Source organism: Massilia sp. CT11-137, from assembly GCF_047302885.1.
GTDB lineage: Bacteria > Pseudomonadota > Gammaproteobacteria > Burkholderiales > Burkholderiaceae_D > Telluria > Telluria orientalis.
This window is the reverse complement of sequence record NZ_JBKYMP010000002.1, coordinates 1,814,866-1,832,020: the sequence shown is the minus strand read 5'-3', so window position 1 is coordinate 1,832,020 and position 17,155 is coordinate 1,814,866. Positions and strand designations below refer to the sequence as shown.

General features: G+C 67.9%; 18 protein-coding genes. 9 read left to right on the top strand and 9 right to left on the bottom strand.

The window, feature by feature from the left end:
* Nucleotides 1-155: 155 nt before the first annotated feature.
* Entirely contained in the window at nucleotides 156-2,270 is a 2,115-nt protein-coding gene (locus tag ACEN98_RS24870) for a hypothetical protein (RefSeq protein ID WP_413387558.1), read from the top strand.
* On the opposite strand, the gene ACEN98_RS24865 is transcribed toward ACEN98_RS24870, so the two are convergent.
* The 7 genes from ACEN98_RS24865 to ACEN98_RS24835 form a co-directional block, all read right to left on the bottom strand.
* Entirely contained in the window at nucleotides 2,267-3,121 is an 855-nt protein-coding gene (locus tag ACEN98_RS24865) for a DeoR/GlpR family DNA-binding transcription regulator (protein WP_413387557.1), read from the bottom strand. The two genes, ACEN98_RS24870 and ACEN98_RS24865, sit on opposite strands and share 4 nt — an antisense overlap.
* Nucleotides 3,122-3,372: 251 nt before the next feature.
* Nucleotides 3,373-3,912, bottom strand: a complete 540-nt coding sequence (locus ACEN98_RS24860) for a TIGR00730 family Rossman fold protein (RefSeq protein ID WP_413343227.1) — start codon at nucleotides 3,910-3,912, stop codon at nucleotides 3,373-3,375.
* Nucleotides 3,909-4,586: a TetR/AcrR family transcriptional regulator gene (locus ACEN98_RS24855; protein ID WP_413343225.1), complete on the bottom strand. Its 678-nt coding sequence runs from the start codon at nucleotides 4,584-4,586 to the stop codon at nucleotides 3,909-3,911. Before ACEN98_RS24855 ends, ACEN98_RS24860 begins: the two co-directional genes overlap by 4 nt.
* A gap of 50 nt (nucleotides 4,587-4,636) precedes the next feature.
* Nucleotides 4,637-5,560: a lipase family alpha/beta hydrolase gene (locus ACEN98_RS24850; protein ID WP_413387556.1), complete on the bottom strand. Its 924-nt coding sequence runs from the start codon at nucleotides 5,558-5,560 to the stop codon at nucleotides 4,637-4,639.
* Nucleotides 5,561-5,563: 3 nt separating this feature from the next.
* On the bottom strand, nucleotides 5,564-7,195 hold the full coding sequence (locus tag ACEN98_RS24845; RefSeq protein ID WP_413387555.1) for a GMC family oxidoreductase N-terminal domain-containing protein: 1,632 nt from the start codon (nucleotides 7,193-7,195) through the stop codon (nucleotides 5,564-5,566).
* Entirely contained in the window at nucleotides 7,192-7,713 is a 522-nt protein-coding gene (locus tag ACEN98_RS24840) for a twin-arginine translocation signal domain-containing protein (protein WP_413387554.1), read from the bottom strand. Before ACEN98_RS24840 ends, ACEN98_RS24845 begins: the two co-directional genes overlap by 4 nt.
* Before the next feature lie 78 nt (nucleotides 7,714-7,791).
* Entirely contained in the window at nucleotides 7,792-8,556 is a 765-nt protein-coding gene (locus ACEN98_RS24835; RefSeq protein WP_413387553.1) for an RNA methyltransferase, read from the bottom strand.
* Nucleotides 8,557-8,726: 170 nt separating this feature from the next.
* Between ACEN98_RS24835 and ACEN98_RS24830 the strand changes: the two genes are divergently transcribed.
* The 8 genes from ACEN98_RS24830 (at nucleotide 8,727) to ACEN98_RS24795 (ending at nucleotide 16,208) form a co-directional block, all read left to right on the top strand.
* The gene (locus ACEN98_RS24830) at nucleotides 8,727-9,506 is read left to right on the top strand and encodes an inositol monophosphatase family protein (protein ID WP_413345182.1); all 780 of its coding nucleotides are present in this window, start codon (nucleotides 8,727-8,729) and stop codon (nucleotides 9,504-9,506) included.
* A 354-nt stretch (nucleotides 9,507-9,860) separates the two neighbouring features.
* Nucleotides 9,861-11,294, top strand: a complete 1,434-nt coding sequence (locus ACEN98_RS24825) for a DEAD/DEAH box helicase (RefSeq protein ID WP_413387552.1) — start codon at nucleotides 9,861-9,863, stop codon at nucleotides 11,292-11,294.
* 330 nt (nucleotides 11,295-11,624) lie between these two features.
* Nucleotides 11,625-12,059 (top strand): MarR family winged helix-turn-helix transcriptional regulator, encoded by a 435-nt coding sequence (locus ACEN98_RS24820; RefSeq protein WP_413387551.1) that lies wholly within the window; start codon nucleotides 11,625-11,627, stop codon nucleotides 12,057-12,059.
* A 74-nt stretch (nucleotides 12,060-12,133) separates the two neighbouring features.
* Nucleotides 12,134-13,411 carry an MFS transporter gene (locus tag ACEN98_RS24815; RefSeq protein WP_413387550.1) on the top strand — a complete coding sequence of 426 codons (1,278 nt, stop codon included), beginning with the start codon at nucleotides 12,134-12,136 and terminating at the stop codon, nucleotides 13,409-13,411.
* Nucleotides 13,412-13,446: 35 nt separating this feature from the next.
* Entirely contained in the window at nucleotides 13,447-14,223 is a 777-nt protein-coding gene (gene otnI / locus ACEN98_RS24810; RefSeq protein ID WP_413387549.1) for a 2-oxo-tetronate isomerase, read from the top strand.
* 79 nt (nucleotides 14,224-14,302) lie between these two features.
* On the top strand, nucleotides 14,303-15,154 hold the full coding sequence (locus ACEN98_RS24805; RefSeq protein ID WP_056127517.1) for a hypothetical protein: 852 nt from the start codon (nucleotides 14,303-14,305) through the stop codon (nucleotides 15,152-15,154).
* Nucleotides 15,155-15,171: 17 nt separating this feature from the next.
* Entirely contained in the window at nucleotides 15,172-15,693 is a 522-nt protein-coding gene (locus tag ACEN98_RS24800) for a hypothetical protein (protein WP_413387548.1), read from the top strand.
* A gap of 158 nt (nucleotides 15,694-15,851) precedes the next feature.
* A complete protein-coding gene (locus ACEN98_RS24795) occupies nucleotides 15,852-16,208 on the top strand; it encodes a TraR/DksA family transcriptional regulator (protein WP_413387547.1) in 357 nt (118 codons plus the stop codon).
* Here ACEN98_RS24795 and ACEN98_RS24790 read toward each other — a convergent pair.
* Both ACEN98_RS24790 and ACEN98_RS24785 read right to left on the bottom strand, forming a co-directional pair.
* Nucleotides 16,205-16,750 (bottom strand): MerR family transcriptional regulator, encoded by a 546-nt coding sequence (locus tag ACEN98_RS24790; RefSeq protein WP_413387546.1) that lies wholly within the window; start codon nucleotides 16,748-16,750, stop codon nucleotides 16,205-16,207. The two genes, ACEN98_RS24795 and ACEN98_RS24790, sit on opposite strands and share 4 nt — an antisense overlap.
* Nucleotides 16,747-17,151, bottom strand: coding sequence for a hypothetical protein (locus tag ACEN98_RS24785; RefSeq protein ID WP_413387545.1), 405 nt, complete (start codon nucleotides 17,149-17,151; stop codon nucleotides 16,747-16,749). The genes ACEN98_RS24790 and ACEN98_RS24785 overlap by 4 nt, the downstream gene beginning before the upstream one ends.
* Between the last annotated feature and the right edge of the window lie 4 nt (nucleotides 17,152-17,155).

The window sequence follows — 17,155 nt, the reverse complement described above, 5'->3', positions numbered from 1 at the left end:
GATTATCGATGGGCGTAAAGATGGTAGACAGCCGCCGCGAACAGGGTCAATCGGCGACCGCTCAGTGGACTGACCGAAAGGAAATCTGGTCAAAAACGTGATCGCAATTGCGAAAACCGGCGGTTATCATCGGCTGTCGCATCCCTGGAGACGCCATGCCCGCCTTTGCCTTCGCCGCCCTGCTCCTGCTCGTGACGGTCCCGCCCGCGCACGCGGCCGACCGCATCGACCGCCAGGCCCTCGTCGCGCGTCATTCACCGCACCTGGCGGCGCCCGACCCGTGGGCGCCGCTCAGCGTCGGCAATGGCCGCTTCTGTTTCACCGCCGACGTGACGGGCCTGCAGACCTTCGCCGACCATTACCGCGCCAACGGCATCGGCCTCGAAACGCAGGCACGGTGGGCGTGGCACGAAGATCCGAATCCGCACGGGTACCAGCTCGCCGATGCGAACAAGGCTTACACGGCGCACGGCAAGACCGTGGACTATCCGACGCGGATGGACGTGCCGGCCGCCGCCTGGCTGCGCGAGAATCCGCACCCGCAGCCGCTCGCACAACTCGCCATCGCCTACACGCACCGCGACGGCCAACCGCTCGCGCTGGCGGACGTGGGCGCGATCGACCAGCGCCTCGACCTGTGGCGCGGCGTGCTCACGAGCGCGTACACCATCGACGGCGAACGGGTCGTCGTGACGACGGCCGTCGACCCGGACCGCGACACGCTCGCCGTGCGCATCGAATCGACGCTGCTCGCGCGCGGCCTGGCCGTGAGGCTCGCGCTCCCGCGCGGCTACGTCGCGGGTATCAAGCAGAATCCGCCGCTGGACTGGTCGCAGCCGGCGTCGCACACGACGACGATCGTGACGCGCACGGCCGACACCCTCGTGCTCGCGCATGCGCGCGACGGCTATCGCTACGGCGCGGCGCTGCGCGCCTCGACGCCCTTGACCATTGCGACACCGGCGCCGCACACGTTCGAGCTGCGGCCGAAGTCCGGGCGGGTGCTCGCTTTCACGCTGGCGTATGCGCCGGATGCGCCGGCGCCGGATGCGGCGGACGTCTTCGCGCGCAGTGCCGCGCACTGGCCCGCGTTCTGGCGCAGCGGCGGGGCCGTCGATTTCAGCGGCAGCACGGACCCGCGCGCGGCCGAGCTGGAACGGCGCGTCGTGCTGTCGCAATACCTCACGGCGATCCAGGCGGGCGGTGATGTTCCGCCGCAGGAAAGCGGGTTGACGACGTCCACCTGGTACGGCAAGCACCACACGGAGATGATCTGGTGGCACACGGCGCACTTCGCGCTGTGGGGCCGTCCGGCGTATCTGGCGCGGGCGCTGGACTGGTTCCGGGCCACGCTGCCCGCCGCGCGCGCCATCGCGGCCTCGCGCGGGCTGCAGGGTGCGCGCTGGCCCAAGATGACGAGTCCGCAGGGGCGCGAAAGCCCCGGCGGCAATCCGCTGATCGTGTGGAACCAGCCGCATCCTATCCACCTCGCGGAACTGCTGTACCGCGACGATCCCTCGCCCGCGACGCTCCAGCGTTACCGCGACCTCGTGTTCGCGACGGCCGATGCGATGGCGTCGATGCTCGCGTGGGACGACAGGAACAAGCGCTGGGTCCTGGGCCCGCCGCTGTGGATCGCGCAGGAGATCCACGATCCGGCCGCCAGCATGAATCCGGCGTACGAACTGTCGTACTGGTCGACGGCGCTGGACATCGCGCAGGCCTGGCGCACGCGCCTCGGCCTGCCGCGCAGCGGCGACTGGGACGAGAAACGCCGGCACCTGTCCGCCCTCCCGGTCAAGGACGGCAAATACGTCGCGCTCGAATCGATCCCGGACACGTGGGACGACGTCGCCAGCCGCCAGGACCACCCGTCGTTCCTGATGGCGCTGGGCCAGCTGCCGGGCGCGGGCGTCGACCGCGCCGTCATGGACCGCACCCTGGACGCCGTGCTCGCAGCATGGGACTGGAAGGCGAAGATCTGGGGCTGGGATTATCCGATGATCGCGATGACGGCGGCGCGCCTGGGCCGTCCGGAGACGGCCGTCGACGTCCTGATGAAGACGGGCGTGCCGAACAACGGCTACACGGCGGCCGGGCACAATCCGAACACGGACTTGCCCGTCTACCTGCCCGGCAACGGCGCGCTGCTGGCCGCCGTCGCGATGATGGCGGGCGGCTGGGATGGCGCGCCGGCCGGGGCGGCGCCCGGCTTTCCACACGATGGGACCTGGGTCGTGCGGGCGGAAGGGTTGAAGCCGCTACCCTAGGCCAGCATCGCGCACATGGTCCCGTGCAGCCCGAACTGCACCCCATCCAACGCAATGCAATCCTGCGCCGGCGGCGTCTCCGGCTCGACAACGATCACCTTCACGCCCGCCTGCTCCAGCCATTGCACGGACAGGTCGGCGACGCCGCTGTCCGTGATCACCGTGTGCACCTGCTTCAGGTTGCACAGGATCAGGCCCGCGCGGCGCGCGAACTTGGAGCTGTCGACCAGCACGACGAGCTTCTCGGCCTGGCCGATCAGGCGCCGTTCGGCGCGGATCAGCAGCGGGTCGGTCTCGACGAGGCCCAGCATCGACAGCCCGGACACGCTCATGAACATCTTCGACGCGTACTGGTCGCCCGTCGCATCGTTGTCGAACGGGGACAGGATCACGTTCTCGTCGCGGTAGACGGTCCCGCCCGGGATCAGCACTTCGTTCTGGCTCGTCGCCAGCAGCCGGTCGGCCATCAGGAACGAATTGGTCATGATCTTGAGGCTGCGGTCGGCCAGGAAGTCGGCCATCATGAACGTCGTCGTGCCGCCGTTGATGATGATCGTTTCGCCGTCCTCGCACAGCGCGGCGGCGTGGCGGGCGATGGCGTACTTGCGCGCGGCGTTGGCGCGCAGGTTGTCGGCGAAGGTGTCGTTGGCGAGGCCGCCGAGGCGCTTCTTCCGCGGGGTCGTCTCGGCTCCGCCGCGCGTACGGTGGATGAGGTTGCGGGCGGCGAGCCAGCTGATGTCGCGGCGGATCGTGGACGGCGACGCGTCCAGCGATTCGACCAGCTCGTGCACGGTGGCCGCCTTGCGCTCGTCGAGCAGCTTGAGCAGGCGGTTGCGACGCTTGTTGATCATGGTGTCTCCTTCTCGATATCGAAATCGATCCGGCGTGCGGCGGCCCCGTTTTAGTGGTGGATGGGGATCGACGCGTATCGCGTTCATCGTGCACATGCCGAATCGCCTTGTGCTACCGAATAATGATAGCGCACAACAATGATGTTAGGGACACGCGATCGATATCATTTCAAGGCGCAGGGAGACAGCCCGATTCGCTCGTGTAGCGATCAGGAAACGCTCAATGTTTCCGCAAACATCGAGCGATTGGATCAGGCTTGACGCAGGCGACGGATCAGCGTGTCGGGGTCGGCGTCGCGCACCAGCAACTCCGCGTGCGCGGGCCGCACGAAGCCGGTGCCGACGAGATGGTCGATGAAGGACGCGAGGCCGTCGTAGAAGCCGTCCACGTTGAGGAGGCCGATGGGCTTGGCATGGATGCCCAGCTGGGCCCACGTGACCATCTCGAACAGTTCTTCCAGCGTGCCCATCCCGCCCGGCATGGCGATGAAGCCTTCGGCCAGGTCGGACATCATCGCCTTCCGTTCGTGCATGTCCTTCACGACGAACAGCCGCGTGAGGCCGGCGTGGCCCACTTCGCGCTCGACGAGGTGCTTCGGGATCACGCCCGTCGCGTCGCCGCCGAGGCGCAATACTTCGTCGGCGATCACGCCCATCAGGCCCACCTTGCCGCCGCCGTAGACGAGGCCGATGTTGTGCTCGACGAGGGCGCGCGCCAGGCCGCGGGCGGCGTCGGCATAGACAGGATCGGCGCCCAGCGAGGCGCCGCAGTAGACGGCGATGGATTTCATGGCGCTTCCGGTGGCAGTTTGGCGAGGAAGTCGTCGGACAGGCGCTGGAACAGCGCGAGCGTGTCGCCGCGCAGGTAAGGCCCCAGCATCGACAGCACCTGGTAGCAGCCGCGCGCGAGCGCATCCGCGATGGCCTGCTGCTCGCTGTACTTGCGCGGATTGCGCACGTATTCGTACGACAGCCAGTACGTGGCGACGACGACCATGTTCGTGGCCATGGCGCCGATCTGCGCGTCGCCCGCTTCCAGCGAGCCTTCGCTGCGCAGGTCTTCGCACAGCTGGCGCGCGACCTTGATCTTGTGGGCGAGGATCGCCTTGAAGTGCAGTTCCAGCTTGCGATTGCGCGACAGGAGGTCGTTCAGGTCGCGGTAGAAGAACCGGTACTTCCAGATCAACTCGAACATGAGGTGCAGGTACAGCCACACGTCTTCCATGTTCGAGCGGCGGCCGGCCGGGACGGTCAGCATGCGCTCGATCTCCGCCTCGAACTGGACGAAGATCGAATTCACGATGTCGTCCTTGTTGCGGAAGTGGTAGTACAGGTTCCCCGGCGAGATGTTCATCTCGTCGGCGATCACGGTCGTGGTGATGTTCGGTTCGCCGAATTCGTTGAACAGCCGCAGCGACAGCTCGAGGATGCGTTCGCGGGTTCGGCGCGGGGCTTTCTGTTGCATGGAAACAAGTATGGGTGGACTCACGTGCAAGGATATCATCGACCGGACCCTCAGGCCATGGCCGGCTGCAGTTCTCTCAGAACGCGCAACACCTCGGCCAGCACGCCGGGGTTGCTGCCCAGCGCCACGTGCCCCACGCCGCCGAATGCGACGTTGCGCGCGCCCGGCAGGATGCTCGAATCCTGTGGCGCGACGATGTTGTCGTGGTGGGTAAAGAGGGAGACGATGCGTGCACGGACGTCCGGGGTCTCGCCCGCTGCGAGGTCGCGCAGCCACGCGCTGTCGCGGCGCATCTGCGCGGCGTTCTCGCCCAGGCCGAGGTTCGCCAGCACCGTGCCGTGGTGCGGCGTGCCGAGCGTGATCAACTTCGCCACGTTGGCACTCCCGTACGAGCGCATCCACGCCCGCGCCGCCAGCCCGCCCATGCTGTGGGCGACGATGGCGATGCGCGCGGCGCCCGTCGCGGCGCACAACTCCCGCACGCGCGCCTCGATCAGCGGCGCGTAAGCGTCGATGCTTGCCGCGACCGGCTCCAGGTCGATGGTGGCGTGGCTGATGCGCTCGCGGTCCAGCAACGGTTCCAGGTGCGCCCAGAAGCCGCTGTTGCAGCCGTAGCCGTGCACGAGCAGCACCGGCACGCGGCCACTGTCTCGATGGAGGGACATGCGCGCGCAGCCGCGCGGCACGTGCCAGGACGTCACCAGCATGCTGGCCCGGAATTCCTCGGCCAGCATGCGCAGGCGTGCCGCGGGTCCGAGACGGAACTCGGGCGGCGTATGGCTCGCCGCGCGCGCCGCCATGACAAAATTGTTCATGTTGATCAGGAGACGCACCAGCACGACGGCGCCGGCGCCCGCCAGCAGCGCGCCCCACACCGGCACGCCCCGGTGCTGCAGCGTCCACGCGATCAGCAGCGCCGCGGCCAGCTGCACGAACAGGACGAGGCGCAGCAGGGTGCGGGCGCTGGCCGGCATGCCTTACGCCTGCGGCCGCGCGGCTGGCCGGCCCGTGAGGGAGTGCGCCAGGTCGCTGGCGAGGCGTGCCGTGATGCCGTAGATCGACAGCTGCGGATTGGCGCCGATCGACGTCGGGAACAACGAGCCGTCGTGCACGGACACGTTGGCCAGCCCGCGGTAACGGCCATCCGGCCCCGTCACCCCGCGATGTTGGTCTCCGTCCGCCATCCCGCAACCGCCCATCACGTGCGCCGACACGACACGCGTGAGGTGGCGCTCGAACGGCAGCGCGGCGATGCCGGCCTTCGCCTCGGCCCAGCTGGCGTAGCGCGGCGCCCGTTCGTGCGCGACCTGCACGCCGCTGGCACCGGCCGCGAACTGGATCTCGGCCATCGTCAGCAGGGCGCGCCGGGCGCCGTCCCACAGCGGATCGTTCAGCGGGTAGTCGAGGACGGGCGAGCCGTCCGCATTCAGGCCCACGGTGCCACCCTGGGACTCCGCATGAAAACCGTCGCGCAGCAGCGCCAGCATCCCCTGCAGGTGCGGGAAGTGGCGCATCATCTCCGCGTGTTCGCGGCCGAAGCCCTGCATCGTCGTCGCCAGCAGCACGGGGTGCAGCGGCGGCGCTTCCAGCTTGAAGCCGAGCGGGCCGTCGATCGCCTGCGTGTGCAGGAAGTGGTCCGAATAGACCGTCTGCGGCGCGCCCGCGTAGCCGTCGACGCGCTGCGGGAACAGCGCCGCCGACACGAGCGTCGGATGGAGGAACGTGCGCTTGCCCAGCTTCCCGCTGGGGTCGGGCACCTTCGACCGGAGCAGCAGCGCCGGCGTGTTGATGGCGCCGCCCGCGAGCACGTAGTGGCGGGCGCGCAGGCGCAGGCGGCGTCCGGTGGCGCGCAGGCCGCCCGCGTCGAGCAGCGTGCAATCGAGGCCGTCGGCCTGGTCGCCTGTGCATACGAGGCGTTCGGCGCGGGCGCGCGTGACGAGCGTCGCGCCGTGGTCCAGCGCGGACGGGATCGTCGTCACGAGCATCGACTGCTTCGCGTTCGTCGGACAGCCCATGCCGCAATAGCCGAGGTTCCAGCAGCCGTTGACGTTGCGGCGGATGAGGCCCGTCGGGATGCCGAGCTTGCCGGCGCCGCGCCGCAGCAGGTCGTTGTTCTCGTTCGGCGCGCCGGGCCAGTCGGCCACGTGCAGCCGCGCTTCCATCAGCGCGAACCACGGCGCCAGCTCGGCCTCGCCATACGTCGACAGGCCGAAGCGCTGCCGCCAGAACGCCAGCGTCGATGGTGGCGTGCGGAAGCTCGACGTCCAGTTCACCGTCGTCGACCCGCCCACCGTGCGGCCCTGCAGGATGTTGATGCCCTTGTCGCGCGTCTTGCGGGCGGCCGATTCCTGGTACAGCGCCGGGTAGGCGTCCGCCTCGCGCATCGTGAAGTCGCGCGAGGACTTCAGCGCGCCCTCCTCCACGACGATCACGGACAGGCCGGACAGCGCGAGGATCTCCGCCGTCACGCCGCCGCCCGCGCCGCTGCCGACGATGACGACGTCGGCGCCGAGATCGCGGTCCTTGTCTTCGCGCGCGCCATCGATGACCTTCCAGCCGCGCGCGAGACCGGCTGCGATCGGATCGGGAATCACGTTCTGGCTGCTCATGCCAGTTCCTTCAGCGGGCCGGGATAGCCAATGGCGTCCCAGTGCGCCGGCTCGCTGTACCAGGCGCCCAGCACGAGGTCGTGCAGCGCCGCGTACGCCGTGCGCAGCAGCGACAGGCGGTGCACGCGCCAGTCCTGCAGGAACGCGGCGACGTCCGCCTCGTTCGCGGCGGCCCAGCCGTCCGGGATGCCCGTCAGCAGGCGCCGCGCCGGACCGAGCGCGAGGAGGCCGAACAGGTCCTGCACTTCCTGCTGGGCCGGCAGCGGCAGGCCGAGGATGGTCTGGTGCACACGCGCCGTCGTCGCGGCGATGGCGCGGGCCCGGTCGGCGGGCGCATCCGGCAAGGCCCCGGACAGGATCGCGGCGACGATGGCGTCGAGCGCGGCGCGCGCCTCGCCGTCGAGCACGAAGCCGCGCGGGGGCGCCGGATGCGTGTGCCGGTACCAGCCGCCGCCCGCGGCCAGGACCGCGGCGGACAGCAGGCCGGCTTTCAGGAAGGTTCTGCGGGTTGTCTCCATGCCTACCCTTTGTATGTGTTTTTCAAAGTGTAAGCGAAAGAACAGGTCAGGCGACCAACTCGGACTAGAGCAAGCCGTCTAGGAATCCCGCCCCGTGGATTTCATCATCTGGCGGGCAATGCCGCGCAGGATGTTGACTTCTTCCGTCTCCAGCTGCGTGCGCGCGAACAGGCGCTTCAGGCGCGGCATCAGCTTTTTCGGGTTGCTCGCGTTGAGGAAGCCGATCGCGACCAATGCCTCTTCCAGGTGGGCGTACATGCCCTCGATCTGCGCGACGCTCGCCGCCTCGCCGTGGAAGCCGATGCCTTCCTGCGTCCGGTTCTCCCCTTGCGCGGCCAGCCGGCATTCGTAGGCCAGCACCTGCGCGGCCTGGGAAAGGTTCAGCGACGAATACTCGGGATTGGCCGGGATGTTGATCAGGACGTTGCACTGCTCGACGATCTGGTTCGGCAGGCCGAAGCGCTCGTTGCCGAGGATGAGCGCTGGATACAGGTCTTCCGTCCCTGCCGCGTGCGCGGAAAATTCGCGCGGCGTCCATACAGGGGGCGAGAACTCGCGCAGGCGGGCCGACACGGCCGCCGCGAAATTGCAGCCGTCCAGCGCCTCGCCGATGGAATCCACGATCCGCGCGCCCTGGAGCACGTCGATGGCGCCGCTGGCGAAGGCGACGGCCTCCGGATCGTGCAACGGGTCGTTGCAGCGCGGCGCGACGAGCACGAGGTCGGAAAATCCCATCGTCTTCATGGCGCGCGCCACCGAGCCGACGTTGCCGGCGCGGCTCGTTTCCACCAGGACGAAGCGTAGACGAGTGAAAAGAGAAGAGACAGTTTCGGTCGGGTTCATTTAAAATAACGCCATCGCGCGGTGACGAGCGTTGAAATGCGGGCAAGAAGTTCGCGATTTTAACGGCTTCGGCACCGCTTTGCTCTTTAATTATTTCTCGTTCAGATCGTTCACGGCGCCCTTGCGCGGTGGGCGTCAGCATTTTTTTACGGAAGCCCTCTATGCATCCCATGCTCAACACGGCCATCAAGGCCGCCCGCCGCGCCGCGACCGTCATCAACCGCGCATCGTTCGACCTCGACCGCATCACCGTCAGCGAAAAAAGCCACAACAACTTCGTGACCGACATCGACCAGGCGTCGGAACAGGCGATCGTCGAAACCTTGCTGAAAGCCTACCCCGACCACGCCATCCTCGGCGAAGAATCGGGCCCCACCGCGAACCTGAACGACGACAGCGAATACGTCTGGATCATCGATCCGATCGACGGCACCACCAACTTCCTCCACGGCTACCCGAACTACTGCATCTCGATCGCGCTGCAACAGCGCGGCGTGATCACGCAGGCCGTCATCTACGACCCGGTCCGCAACGACCTGTTCACCGCCACCAAGGGCGCCGGCGCCTACCTGAACGACAAGCGTATCCGCGTGCGCAATGCGGACCGCATCAACAAGGCCCTGATCGGCTCCGGCCACGGCGCCGAGCCGCGCGACCTGGCCGAATACCTGCGCATGTACGAAGTGGTCGCCCCGCGCTGCCACGGCCTGCGCTCGAGCGGTTCGGCCGCGCTGGAACTGGCCAACGTGGCCGCCGGCCGCGTCGACGGCTACTTCGAAAAGAACCTGAAAATCTGGGACATCGCCGCCGGTTCGCTGCTCGTGACCGAAGCGGGCGGCATCGTCGGCGAGTTCAACGGCGAGTCCGAATACCTCAACAAGGGCGACATCATCGCCGCCGGCCCGAAGGTCTTCGCCGGCATGGTCGCGCTGCTGAAGCCCTTCGCCTGAGCGGCCTCCCGCCGTTTCGCGTAAAATACGCCCTGTGTAAGTCCGGGGAATGCCGCGGGCCTTGCTGGCCGCGCGGCGTTCCCGCGTCAGGCGGCGTTGTCGGCCTGTCAAGATTGCCTCCGGTACCCACGAGGTGCCGCGCCCCCGCTTCCACCGGTCCTGTCATAAACGACACAGGCCGCGCTAAAATTTCCATAGCGAAACATATTTAACTATAATGTCGCGTGACCGTTGACGTTTGTGTCTACGTTTGCGTCTCGGCGTACCGGCTCCAGTACCGGGCGCCCTGTTGTGTAATCCGATCGGCTGGACTGGCGCTCCCAGGAGCGACGGGCCGATCCCTACCAGATAACTATGTCATTCAATACTCTCGGTCTGTCCGACGCCATCGTGCGCGCCGTCACTGAAGCGGGCTATACCGCCCCGACTCCGATCCAGGCCAAGGCGATCCCCGCCGTGATGAAAGGCGGCGACCTGCTGGCAGGCGCCCAGACGGGCACCGGCAAGACCGCCGGCTTCACGCTGCCCGTGCTGCACCGCCTGTCGACCGACAAATTCGGCGCCGCGCTGACCAGCAAGACGTCCAAGCGCCCGATCCGCGCCCTTGTGCTCGCCCCGACCCGCGAACTCGCGGCCCAGGTCGAGGAAAACGTGCGCATGTACGCCAAGCACACCAACCTGAACTCCGCCGTGATCTTCGGCGGCGTCGGCATCCACCCGCAGATCAAGCTGCTCGCGAACGGCGTCGACATCCTCGTCGCCACGCCGGGCCGCCTGCTCGACCACGTCGCCCAGGGCACGATCAAGCTCGACAAGATCGAGATCCTGATCCTGGACGAGGCCGACCGCATGCTGGACATGGGCTTCATCCACGACATCCGCAAAGTGCTGGCCGTGCTGCCGCCGAAGCGCCAGAACCTGCTGTTCTCGGCCACGTTCTCGGACGAGATCAAGGCCCTGGCCGACCGCCTGCTGGACAACCCGGCCATGATCGAAGTCGCGCCGCGCAACTCGACCGTCGAAGTCATCGCCCAGAAGATCCACCCGGTCGACCGCGACAAGAAGCACCCGATGCTGGCCCACCTGATCAAGACGCACGGCTGGAAACAGGTGCTCGTGTTCACCCGCACCAAGCACGGCGCAAATAAACTCGTCGAGCAGCTGGGCAAGGACGGCATCGGCGCGATGGCGATCCACGGCAACAAGAGCCAGTCGGCACGCACCAAGGCGCTGGCCGAGTTCAAGGACGGCAGCCTGACGGCGCTCGTCGCCACCGACATCGCGGCGCGCGGCATCGACATCGACCAGCTGCCGCACGTGGTGAACTACGACCTGCCGAACGTGCCGGAAGACTACGTGCACCGCATCGGCCGCACGGGCCGCGCCGGCGCCACCGGCGAGGCCGTGTCGCTCGTCTGCGTCGACGAGCACCAGATGCTGAAGGACATCGAAAAGCTGATCAAGCAGACGCTGCCCCGCCAGGTCATCGCGGGCTTCGAGCCGGATCCGACGGCGAAGCCGCAACCGATCCAGCTGCGCAGCGGCGTGCCGGGCCATCCGAGCCGCGGCCGCCCGGGCGGCAACCGTGGCGCCGGCAACAGCGCGGGCGGTGCGCGCGCACAGGGCGCGGGCCAACGCACTGGCGGCAACGGCGGCAACGGTGGAAACAGCGGCGGCGGCGCACGCACCGGCCAGCCGGGCAACCGCAACGGCGGCAACGGCGGCGGTCGCGGCCAGGGCCGCGGTCCGCGCCCGGCATCGGCAGCCCGTTCGGGCGGCGAGCGCTGATACGGAATACTGCCGACATCACAAAGACCGGGACCTGCTCCCGGTTTTTTTTACCCATAACAAAGGCTCAAATTCGGGGTCAGAGCACTTTTTCGATCAATGTCCGGTAAGCCAAGATTTCGTGCGGTTCGCCCGTTGCACCCATGAGTAAATCGGCGTCCGCCGGCAGAACTTGCTTCGAAGATCATCCACCAAAATGAGCTCTGACCCCGAAGTTACAAAAAAATTGGACCTGACCCCGAATTTATTTGCGCACTCAAGTACTTGCCAAGGGTCGACATTCTCCATATACTTGACGAATCAAGTAACCATTAAGTACCAGGAGTCATTATGTCCGACAGTCTCACCACCGAATTCTGCCTGCGCCTCGCGCGGGCCTGGGCGACGCTCGCCCGCCGGCTCGACAGCGCCCTCGGCGGCCATCACGGCATCAGCTTTGCCGATTACCAGTTGCTACTGCACCTGCAGCGCGCACCGGGCGGGCGTTTGCGCCGTGTCGACCTGGCCGACCGGTTGGGACTGACCGCGTCCGGCGTCACCCGCTCGCTGCTGCCGCTGGAAAAGATCGGTCTCGTCACGCGCCAGAGCGATCCGCGCGACGCCCGCGTCGGCTACGCCCTGATCACGCCGACGGGCGACGAACTCGTGACGAACGCGACGACCGTCGTCGACAACATCAGCCGCACCATGCTGGGCGCACCGTCCGGCGACCAGTTGCGCGCGACGTCCGACCTGCTCGCGCAGATCGCCGGCCTCCAGCGCTGATCCACTTCGCACCACCAACACGATGGCGTGCCGGCCAGGCCCGCGCGCGCCCGCACGACGACAAGGAGACGAGCATGCAAGACGCACAGAACCCGCGCACCGCCCTGCTGCGCGACCGGAATTTCACGTGGCTGATGAGCGGCGGCGTCATCTCCACCCTCGGCGACCAGTTCACCCAGATCGCCCTGCCCTGGCTCGTGCTCAAGCTGACCGGCGATGCCGTTGCGCTGGGCATGGCCGTCGCGCTGATGGGCATCCCGCGCGCGATCCTGATCCTGTTCGGCGGCGCGCTCGTCGACCGCCACTCGCCCAAGCGCATCCTGATGCTCACCAAGCACGTCAACACGGTGCTGCTGGCCGTGCTCGCGGTCCTCGTCTACACCGGCCAGGCGCACCTGCCCGTCGTGCTCGCGCTGGCGCTGGGCCTGTCGCTTGCGTCGGCGTTCAGTATCCCGGCCGGCACGTCGATGCTGCCGCACGCCGTCGCCCCGCAGCACCTGCAGGCCGCGAACGGCATGATGATGGGGCTGCGCCAGATCACGATGCTGGCCGGGCCGCTGCTGGCGGGCCTGCTGTTCGCGCTGGCCGGCGACGGCAGCGACGGTCCGCAGCACATGCGCGGCCTGGCGCTCGCGTTCGGCTTCGACTGCATCAGCTTCGCCCTGTCCGCCTGGACGCTCGCCAAGGTCCAGCCGCGCCCGTTCGCGCCGGCGGCCAGGCAGCCGGTATTCAAGTCCGTCGCGGACGGTCTCGCGGCCGTCTGGCGCGACACGATGATGCGCACGTGCTTCATCTACTGGGGCCTGTGCGCCTGCGTGATCGGCGGCGTGATGCAGGTCGCGTTGCCGCTGCTGGCGAGCAGCCGCCTGCACGGTGCGTCCGCGCTGGGCCTGCTGATGGGTGCGCACGGCGCCGGCGCGCTGCTGGGCATGGCGGCGAGCGGTGTCGCCGGAAAACGGCGTGCGGGCAACCTCGGCATGACCCTGCTGCTGATCGACGGCATCGCCGGCGTCCTGCTGATGCCGCTGGGCCTGATCACGGCCAGCTGGCAGGGCATGCTGATCAACGTCGCCATCGGTGTGCTGGGCGGGTTCGTGCAGGTCGCCGTGTTCACGTGGATCCAGCAGCGCGTGCCGCGCGAACTGCTGGGCCGGACGATGAGCCTGTTCATGTTCATCTTCATGGGCCTGGCGCCGCTGGCGGCCGTCGCGGCCGGCTGGATCGCCAGCCGCGTCACCCTGGCGACCCTGTTCGGCGGCTCTGGCCTGTTCCTCGTGGGCGCCGCGCTGCTGGCCTGGCTGTTCACGCCGATGCGCGCGCTGCGCGCTGCGCCGGCCGGCACGATGGTTTAGGATAGCGGGTTGTTTCACCGCCAAGAGGAATTCGCATGCCCCGCTTCGCCGCCAACCTGAGCCTGATGTTCAACGAGCTCGGCTTCCTGGAACGCTTTGCCGCCGCCCGTACGGCCGGTTTCGACGGCGTCGAGTTCCTGTTTCCTTACGCCTTCGAGGCGGAGCAGATCGCCGGCCGCCTGCAACGCTACCAGCTCGAACTGGCGCTGCATAATTTCCCGGCCGGCGACTGGGCGGCGGGCGAACGGGGCATGGCGTGCGATCCGCGCCGCGTGGGCGAATTCCAGGACACCGTCGAGCTGGCGCTGGAATACGCGCTCGACCTGGGCGTGAAGCGCCTGCACTGCCTGGCGGGCAAGCTGCCGCCGAACGTCGCCCCCGAGCGCGCGCACGCGACGTTCGTCGACAACCTGCGCTTCGCCGCCGCCGCGCTGGCCCCGCACGGCATCGACCTGCTGATCGAGCCGATCAACGACCGCGACATCCCCGGCTATTTCCTCACGAAGAGTGCGCAAGCCGCCGCCATCATCGCGGAAGCCGCCGTGCCGAACCTGTTCCTGCAATACGACATCTATCACATGCAGCGCATGGAGGGCGACCTCGCCAACACGCTGCGCGAGCGCATGGCGCTGATCCGCCACATCCAGCTGGCCGACGTGCCGGGCCGCCATGAGCCGGGCACCGGCGAGATCAATTTTCCCTTCCTGTTCCGCACGCTCGACGCGCTGGGCTACGACGGCTGGGTCGGCTGCGAATACATCCCGCTGGGCGATACCGTGGCCGGCCTGGGTTGGCGCACGGCCTTGACTTGAGCATTGGCAATGACAGCATCCGCCAGTTTGAAAGAATGAGGGCTTTTCGGGCCGGCCTTTTGCCGTCCAGAAAGGACCCATGGACCTGCGACGCTGTTTTACCCTGATCGTCCTCGCCGCCACCCTGGTGCTCGGCGGCTGCGCCAGTACCGGCCCCGTGAGCCTGGCGGAGGTGCGGCAATTTGCCGACGCGTCGGCCAAACTGGGCGGCTACGGCGAACTGTCGCGCCGCTATCGCGACACCTACGAGCGCGAACAACCGTACCTCTCTCCCGCCGCCGACCGCATCGCGAAGGAAAACGATGCCCGCCGGCGTGCCGTGTACGACGACTTCGTCAGCATCCAGAAGACCGTCGTGCTGTACATGCAGACGTTGAGCGTGCTGGCGGGCGACGCGCGCTACGACTTGTCCGACCGCATCGACGACCTCGGCAATGGTCTCAAGGCGAACGCGGAATCCGGCTTGCAGCAGCGCCAGATCGCCGCGTACACGGGCCTGACGCGGCTGCTGACGCGGGTGATTGCATCCGGCTACCAGAACCGCAGCGTCGAGACAATGGTGCGCGACGGCGACGCCGACGTGCAGGTCTTGCTGGAAGCCATGATCGAGCTGACCCGCCTGTACGCGAAGACCAACGACAACGAGAAGAAGACCGTGCTCGGCATCTTCGACGTCGAAATCCCCTTCTCCACCAAGACGTCCGACCGCATGCTCGTGACCCTGGCCAAGGTCCATTATCTCAACAAGTCGACCGAGTACAAACTGGTCGACAAACGCTACGACCTGGCCCTCCAGGGGTTGACGAAGGTCGCCCTGGGCCACCAGAAACTGCGCGAAAACCTGAATAACCTGCACGGCGACGAAGTGCGCAAGTTGCTGGCCGTCTATGCGCGCGACCTGACGAAACTGCGCGACGCCCTGTCCGATTGAGCGCACGAGGAGAGATCATGGCAAACGACGAGAAACCGAAACAGGCTGCGCCCGCCGCGGCGCCGCCGCCCAGCCCGGCCGAGGCGTTGTCGACCGCGCACCAGGTCGAGGAACTGGCCGACAAGCTGTCGGCGTGCGCGGACAGCATCCATCAGCGCGTCATGCGCGACATCCGCCGCCACCAGGGCCAGGACGTGCCGGAACCGGAGCAGATGGCCGCGCGCGCCCTGTTGAATGCCGAGATGGAATTGCGCCAGCGCGCCAACCGGCTGTATACGGAGGCGGCCGCATGCATCGTGTCGTCGCTGGGCCAGCCGCAAGCGCACCTGATCCAGCTGACGGTGGACGCCGCCGACAAGATCAAGCGCATCACCCGCATCGGCGACGGCATCACGCTCGTCGCGCGCCTGCTGGGGTTGGCCGCGGCCGCCAGCACGGGCCAGGTCGTGCCCATCCTCGCGGCCCTCGACGGGCTCAAGACCCAGCTCGACATCGTCGCCATCGACAACGCGCCGTCCCTGCCCGCATCGTCGGCCTGAATGCGGCCGCCGTGCGGCGGTATCCACGCCCCTCGTTCCGCGCTACACTGAAATCGCCGCCGCGCGGCTTCCAACGACACGAACGAGGGGACATCCATGAAAGCCAATCCGCACGCCGCTTCCGGCGCCTGTCGTCACGTGTTCGCTGTCGCGTGACCATGGAACCCCTCACACCCGAGCAGCTGGCGCTGCTCAAGACCATGCTGGAGCAGCGTCTTGCCGCGCTGTCCAGCATCGAGGAACCGCGCCCGGACGCGGGAGAAATGCCTGTGGAAGATGTGGAGACGTCGCCGCTGGACCGCGCCACCGTCCGTCTGCTGAACGACTTGTCGCGCGAAGCGGCCGGCCATCACTCGGCCGAGATGCGCCAGCTGCGCCAGGCGCTCGCCCGGATCGAGGACGGCAGCTACGGCTATTGCGAGGAATGCGGCCAGCCGATCGGCGCATCGCGGCTGCTGGCCCGGCCCGAGGCGCGCCTGTGCATCGACTGCCAGACGCGGGCCGAGCGGCGCTAACCCTTCGCGTCGCGCCGAATCGCGTCCGTGTCCGCCGGCGCGAGCCCGAGCGCGGCCAGGAAGGTGGCGTGGCCAGCCGGATCGTCGCGTTCGAATTCGGTATGCCAGGCACGCATGGCCGCGTCGTCGAAATCGGCGCGGCGCAGCAGGGCGACCCAGGATGCCTTGTCATGGACCCGCCCGCCGCCGCTGCCGGCCAGCGCCAGCAGACGGGCCACGCTGCGCTGCTGGGCACGTATCCGCTCCGCGTCGCGGCACAGCCCCAGCAGCCGTTGCTCGAGCAGCGCGGCCGGTTCCGGCGCGTCGCCCCGGTCGAGCAGCCCGCGGATATCCTCCAGCGACAGGCCGGCTTCGCGCAAGCGCCGGATCGTGCGCAGGCGCTCCAGTTGCGCGTCGCCATAGAGCCGATAGCCGGCTGGGCTGCGCCCTTGCGGCAGGAGCAGGCCGATCGCTTCGTAATGCAGCACGGAGCTGCGCGCCAACCCGACCTCCTTGCAGAGTTGTCCGAGATTGAACGGGGCGGCACGGGAAACTGGCGTCATGGCAATGGTTCGAGGTCGGGCGGCACGAAGCGTTCCCGGGCCACCGTCGAATTCAGGAGCGCGTCCGAATAATACCGCGCCAAGACGCGGCGGCCATCCAGCAGCAGGTCGCCGTTGGTGGCAATGAACGCCTCCCACGACGCCGCGCCACCGCGGCCGGCGATGAGCCGCACGAATGCCTCGGTGACGGTGCGGTGGAACTTCTCGGGTGCGCCACAGCGCCGCGTCATGATGACGAGGGCGTCGCACATCCGGCCGGCGGCGCGGTCCGGCGGCATGTGTTGCAGCAGGAGCCAGGCGGCGCGCACGTGCTCGCGGTGGGCGAATGCGGCAGGCGCCAGGCGGGCCTCAAGGAATGCCGCGAGAAAAGAGTCGTTCGATGACAGGGCGGGGTCGGACATGGTC

Coding starts and splice junctions, on each gene's coding strand:
- ACEN98_RS24870 (WP_413387558.1), top strand. CDS start 156: ATGCCCGCCTTTGCCTTCGCCGCCCTGCTCCTGCTCGTGACGGTCCCG.
- ACEN98_RS24865 (WP_413387557.1), bottom strand. CDS start 3,121: ATGATCAACAAGCGTCGCAACCGCCTGCTCAAGCTGCTCGACGAGCGC.
- ACEN98_RS24860 (WP_413343227.1), bottom strand. CDS start 3,912: ATGAAATCCATCGCCGTCTACTGCGGCGCCTCGCTGGGCGCCGATCCT.
- ACEN98_RS24855 (WP_413343225.1), bottom strand. CDS start 4,586: ATGCAACAGAAAGCCCCGCGCCGAACCCGCGAACGCATCCTCGAGCTG.
- ACEN98_RS24850 (WP_413387556.1), bottom strand. CDS start 5,560: ATGCCGGCCAGCGCCCGCACCCTGCTGCGCCTCGTCCTGTTCGTGCAG.
- ACEN98_RS24845 (WP_413387555.1), bottom strand. CDS start 7,195: ATGAGCAGCCAGAACGTGATTCCCGATCCGATCGCAGCCGGTCTCGCG.
- ACEN98_RS24840 (WP_413387554.1), bottom strand. CDS start 7,713: ATGGAGACAACCCGCAGAACCTTCCTGAAAGCCGGCCTGCTGTCCGCC.
- ACEN98_RS24835 (WP_413387553.1), bottom strand. CDS start 8,556: ATGAACCCGACCGAAACTGTCTCTTCTCTTTTCACTCGTCTACGCTTC.
- ACEN98_RS24830 (WP_413345182.1), top strand. CDS start 8,727: ATGCTCAACACGGCCATCAAGGCCGCCCGCCGCGCCGCGACCGTCATC.
- ACEN98_RS24825 (WP_413387552.1), top strand. CDS start 9,861: ATGTCATTCAATACTCTCGGTCTGTCCGACGCCATCGTGCGCGCCGTC.
- ACEN98_RS24820 (WP_413387551.1), top strand. CDS start 11,625: ATGTCCGACAGTCTCACCACCGAATTCTGCCTGCGCCTCGCGCGGGCC.
- ACEN98_RS24815 (WP_413387550.1), top strand. CDS start 12,134: ATGCAAGACGCACAGAACCCGCGCACCGCCCTGCTGCGCGACCGGAAT.
- otnI (WP_413387549.1), top strand. CDS start 13,447: ATGCCCCGCTTCGCCGCCAACCTGAGCCTGATGTTCAACGAGCTCGGC.
- ACEN98_RS24805 (WP_056127517.1), top strand. CDS start 14,303: ATGGACCTGCGACGCTGTTTTACCCTGATCGTCCTCGCCGCCACCCTG.
- ACEN98_RS24800 (WP_413387548.1), top strand. CDS start 15,172: ATGGCAAACGACGAGAAACCGAAACAGGCTGCGCCCGCCGCGGCGCCG.
- ACEN98_RS24795 (WP_413387547.1), top strand. CDS start 15,852: ATGGAACCCCTCACACCCGAGCAGCTGGCGCTGCTCAAGACCATGCTG.
- ACEN98_RS24790 (WP_413387546.1), bottom strand. CDS start 16,750: ATGACGCCAGTTTCCCGTGCCGCCCCGTTCAATCTCGGACAACTCTGC.
- ACEN98_RS24785 (WP_413387545.1), bottom strand. CDS start 17,151: ATGTCCGACCCCGCCCTGTCATCGAACGACTCTTTTCTCGCGGCATTC.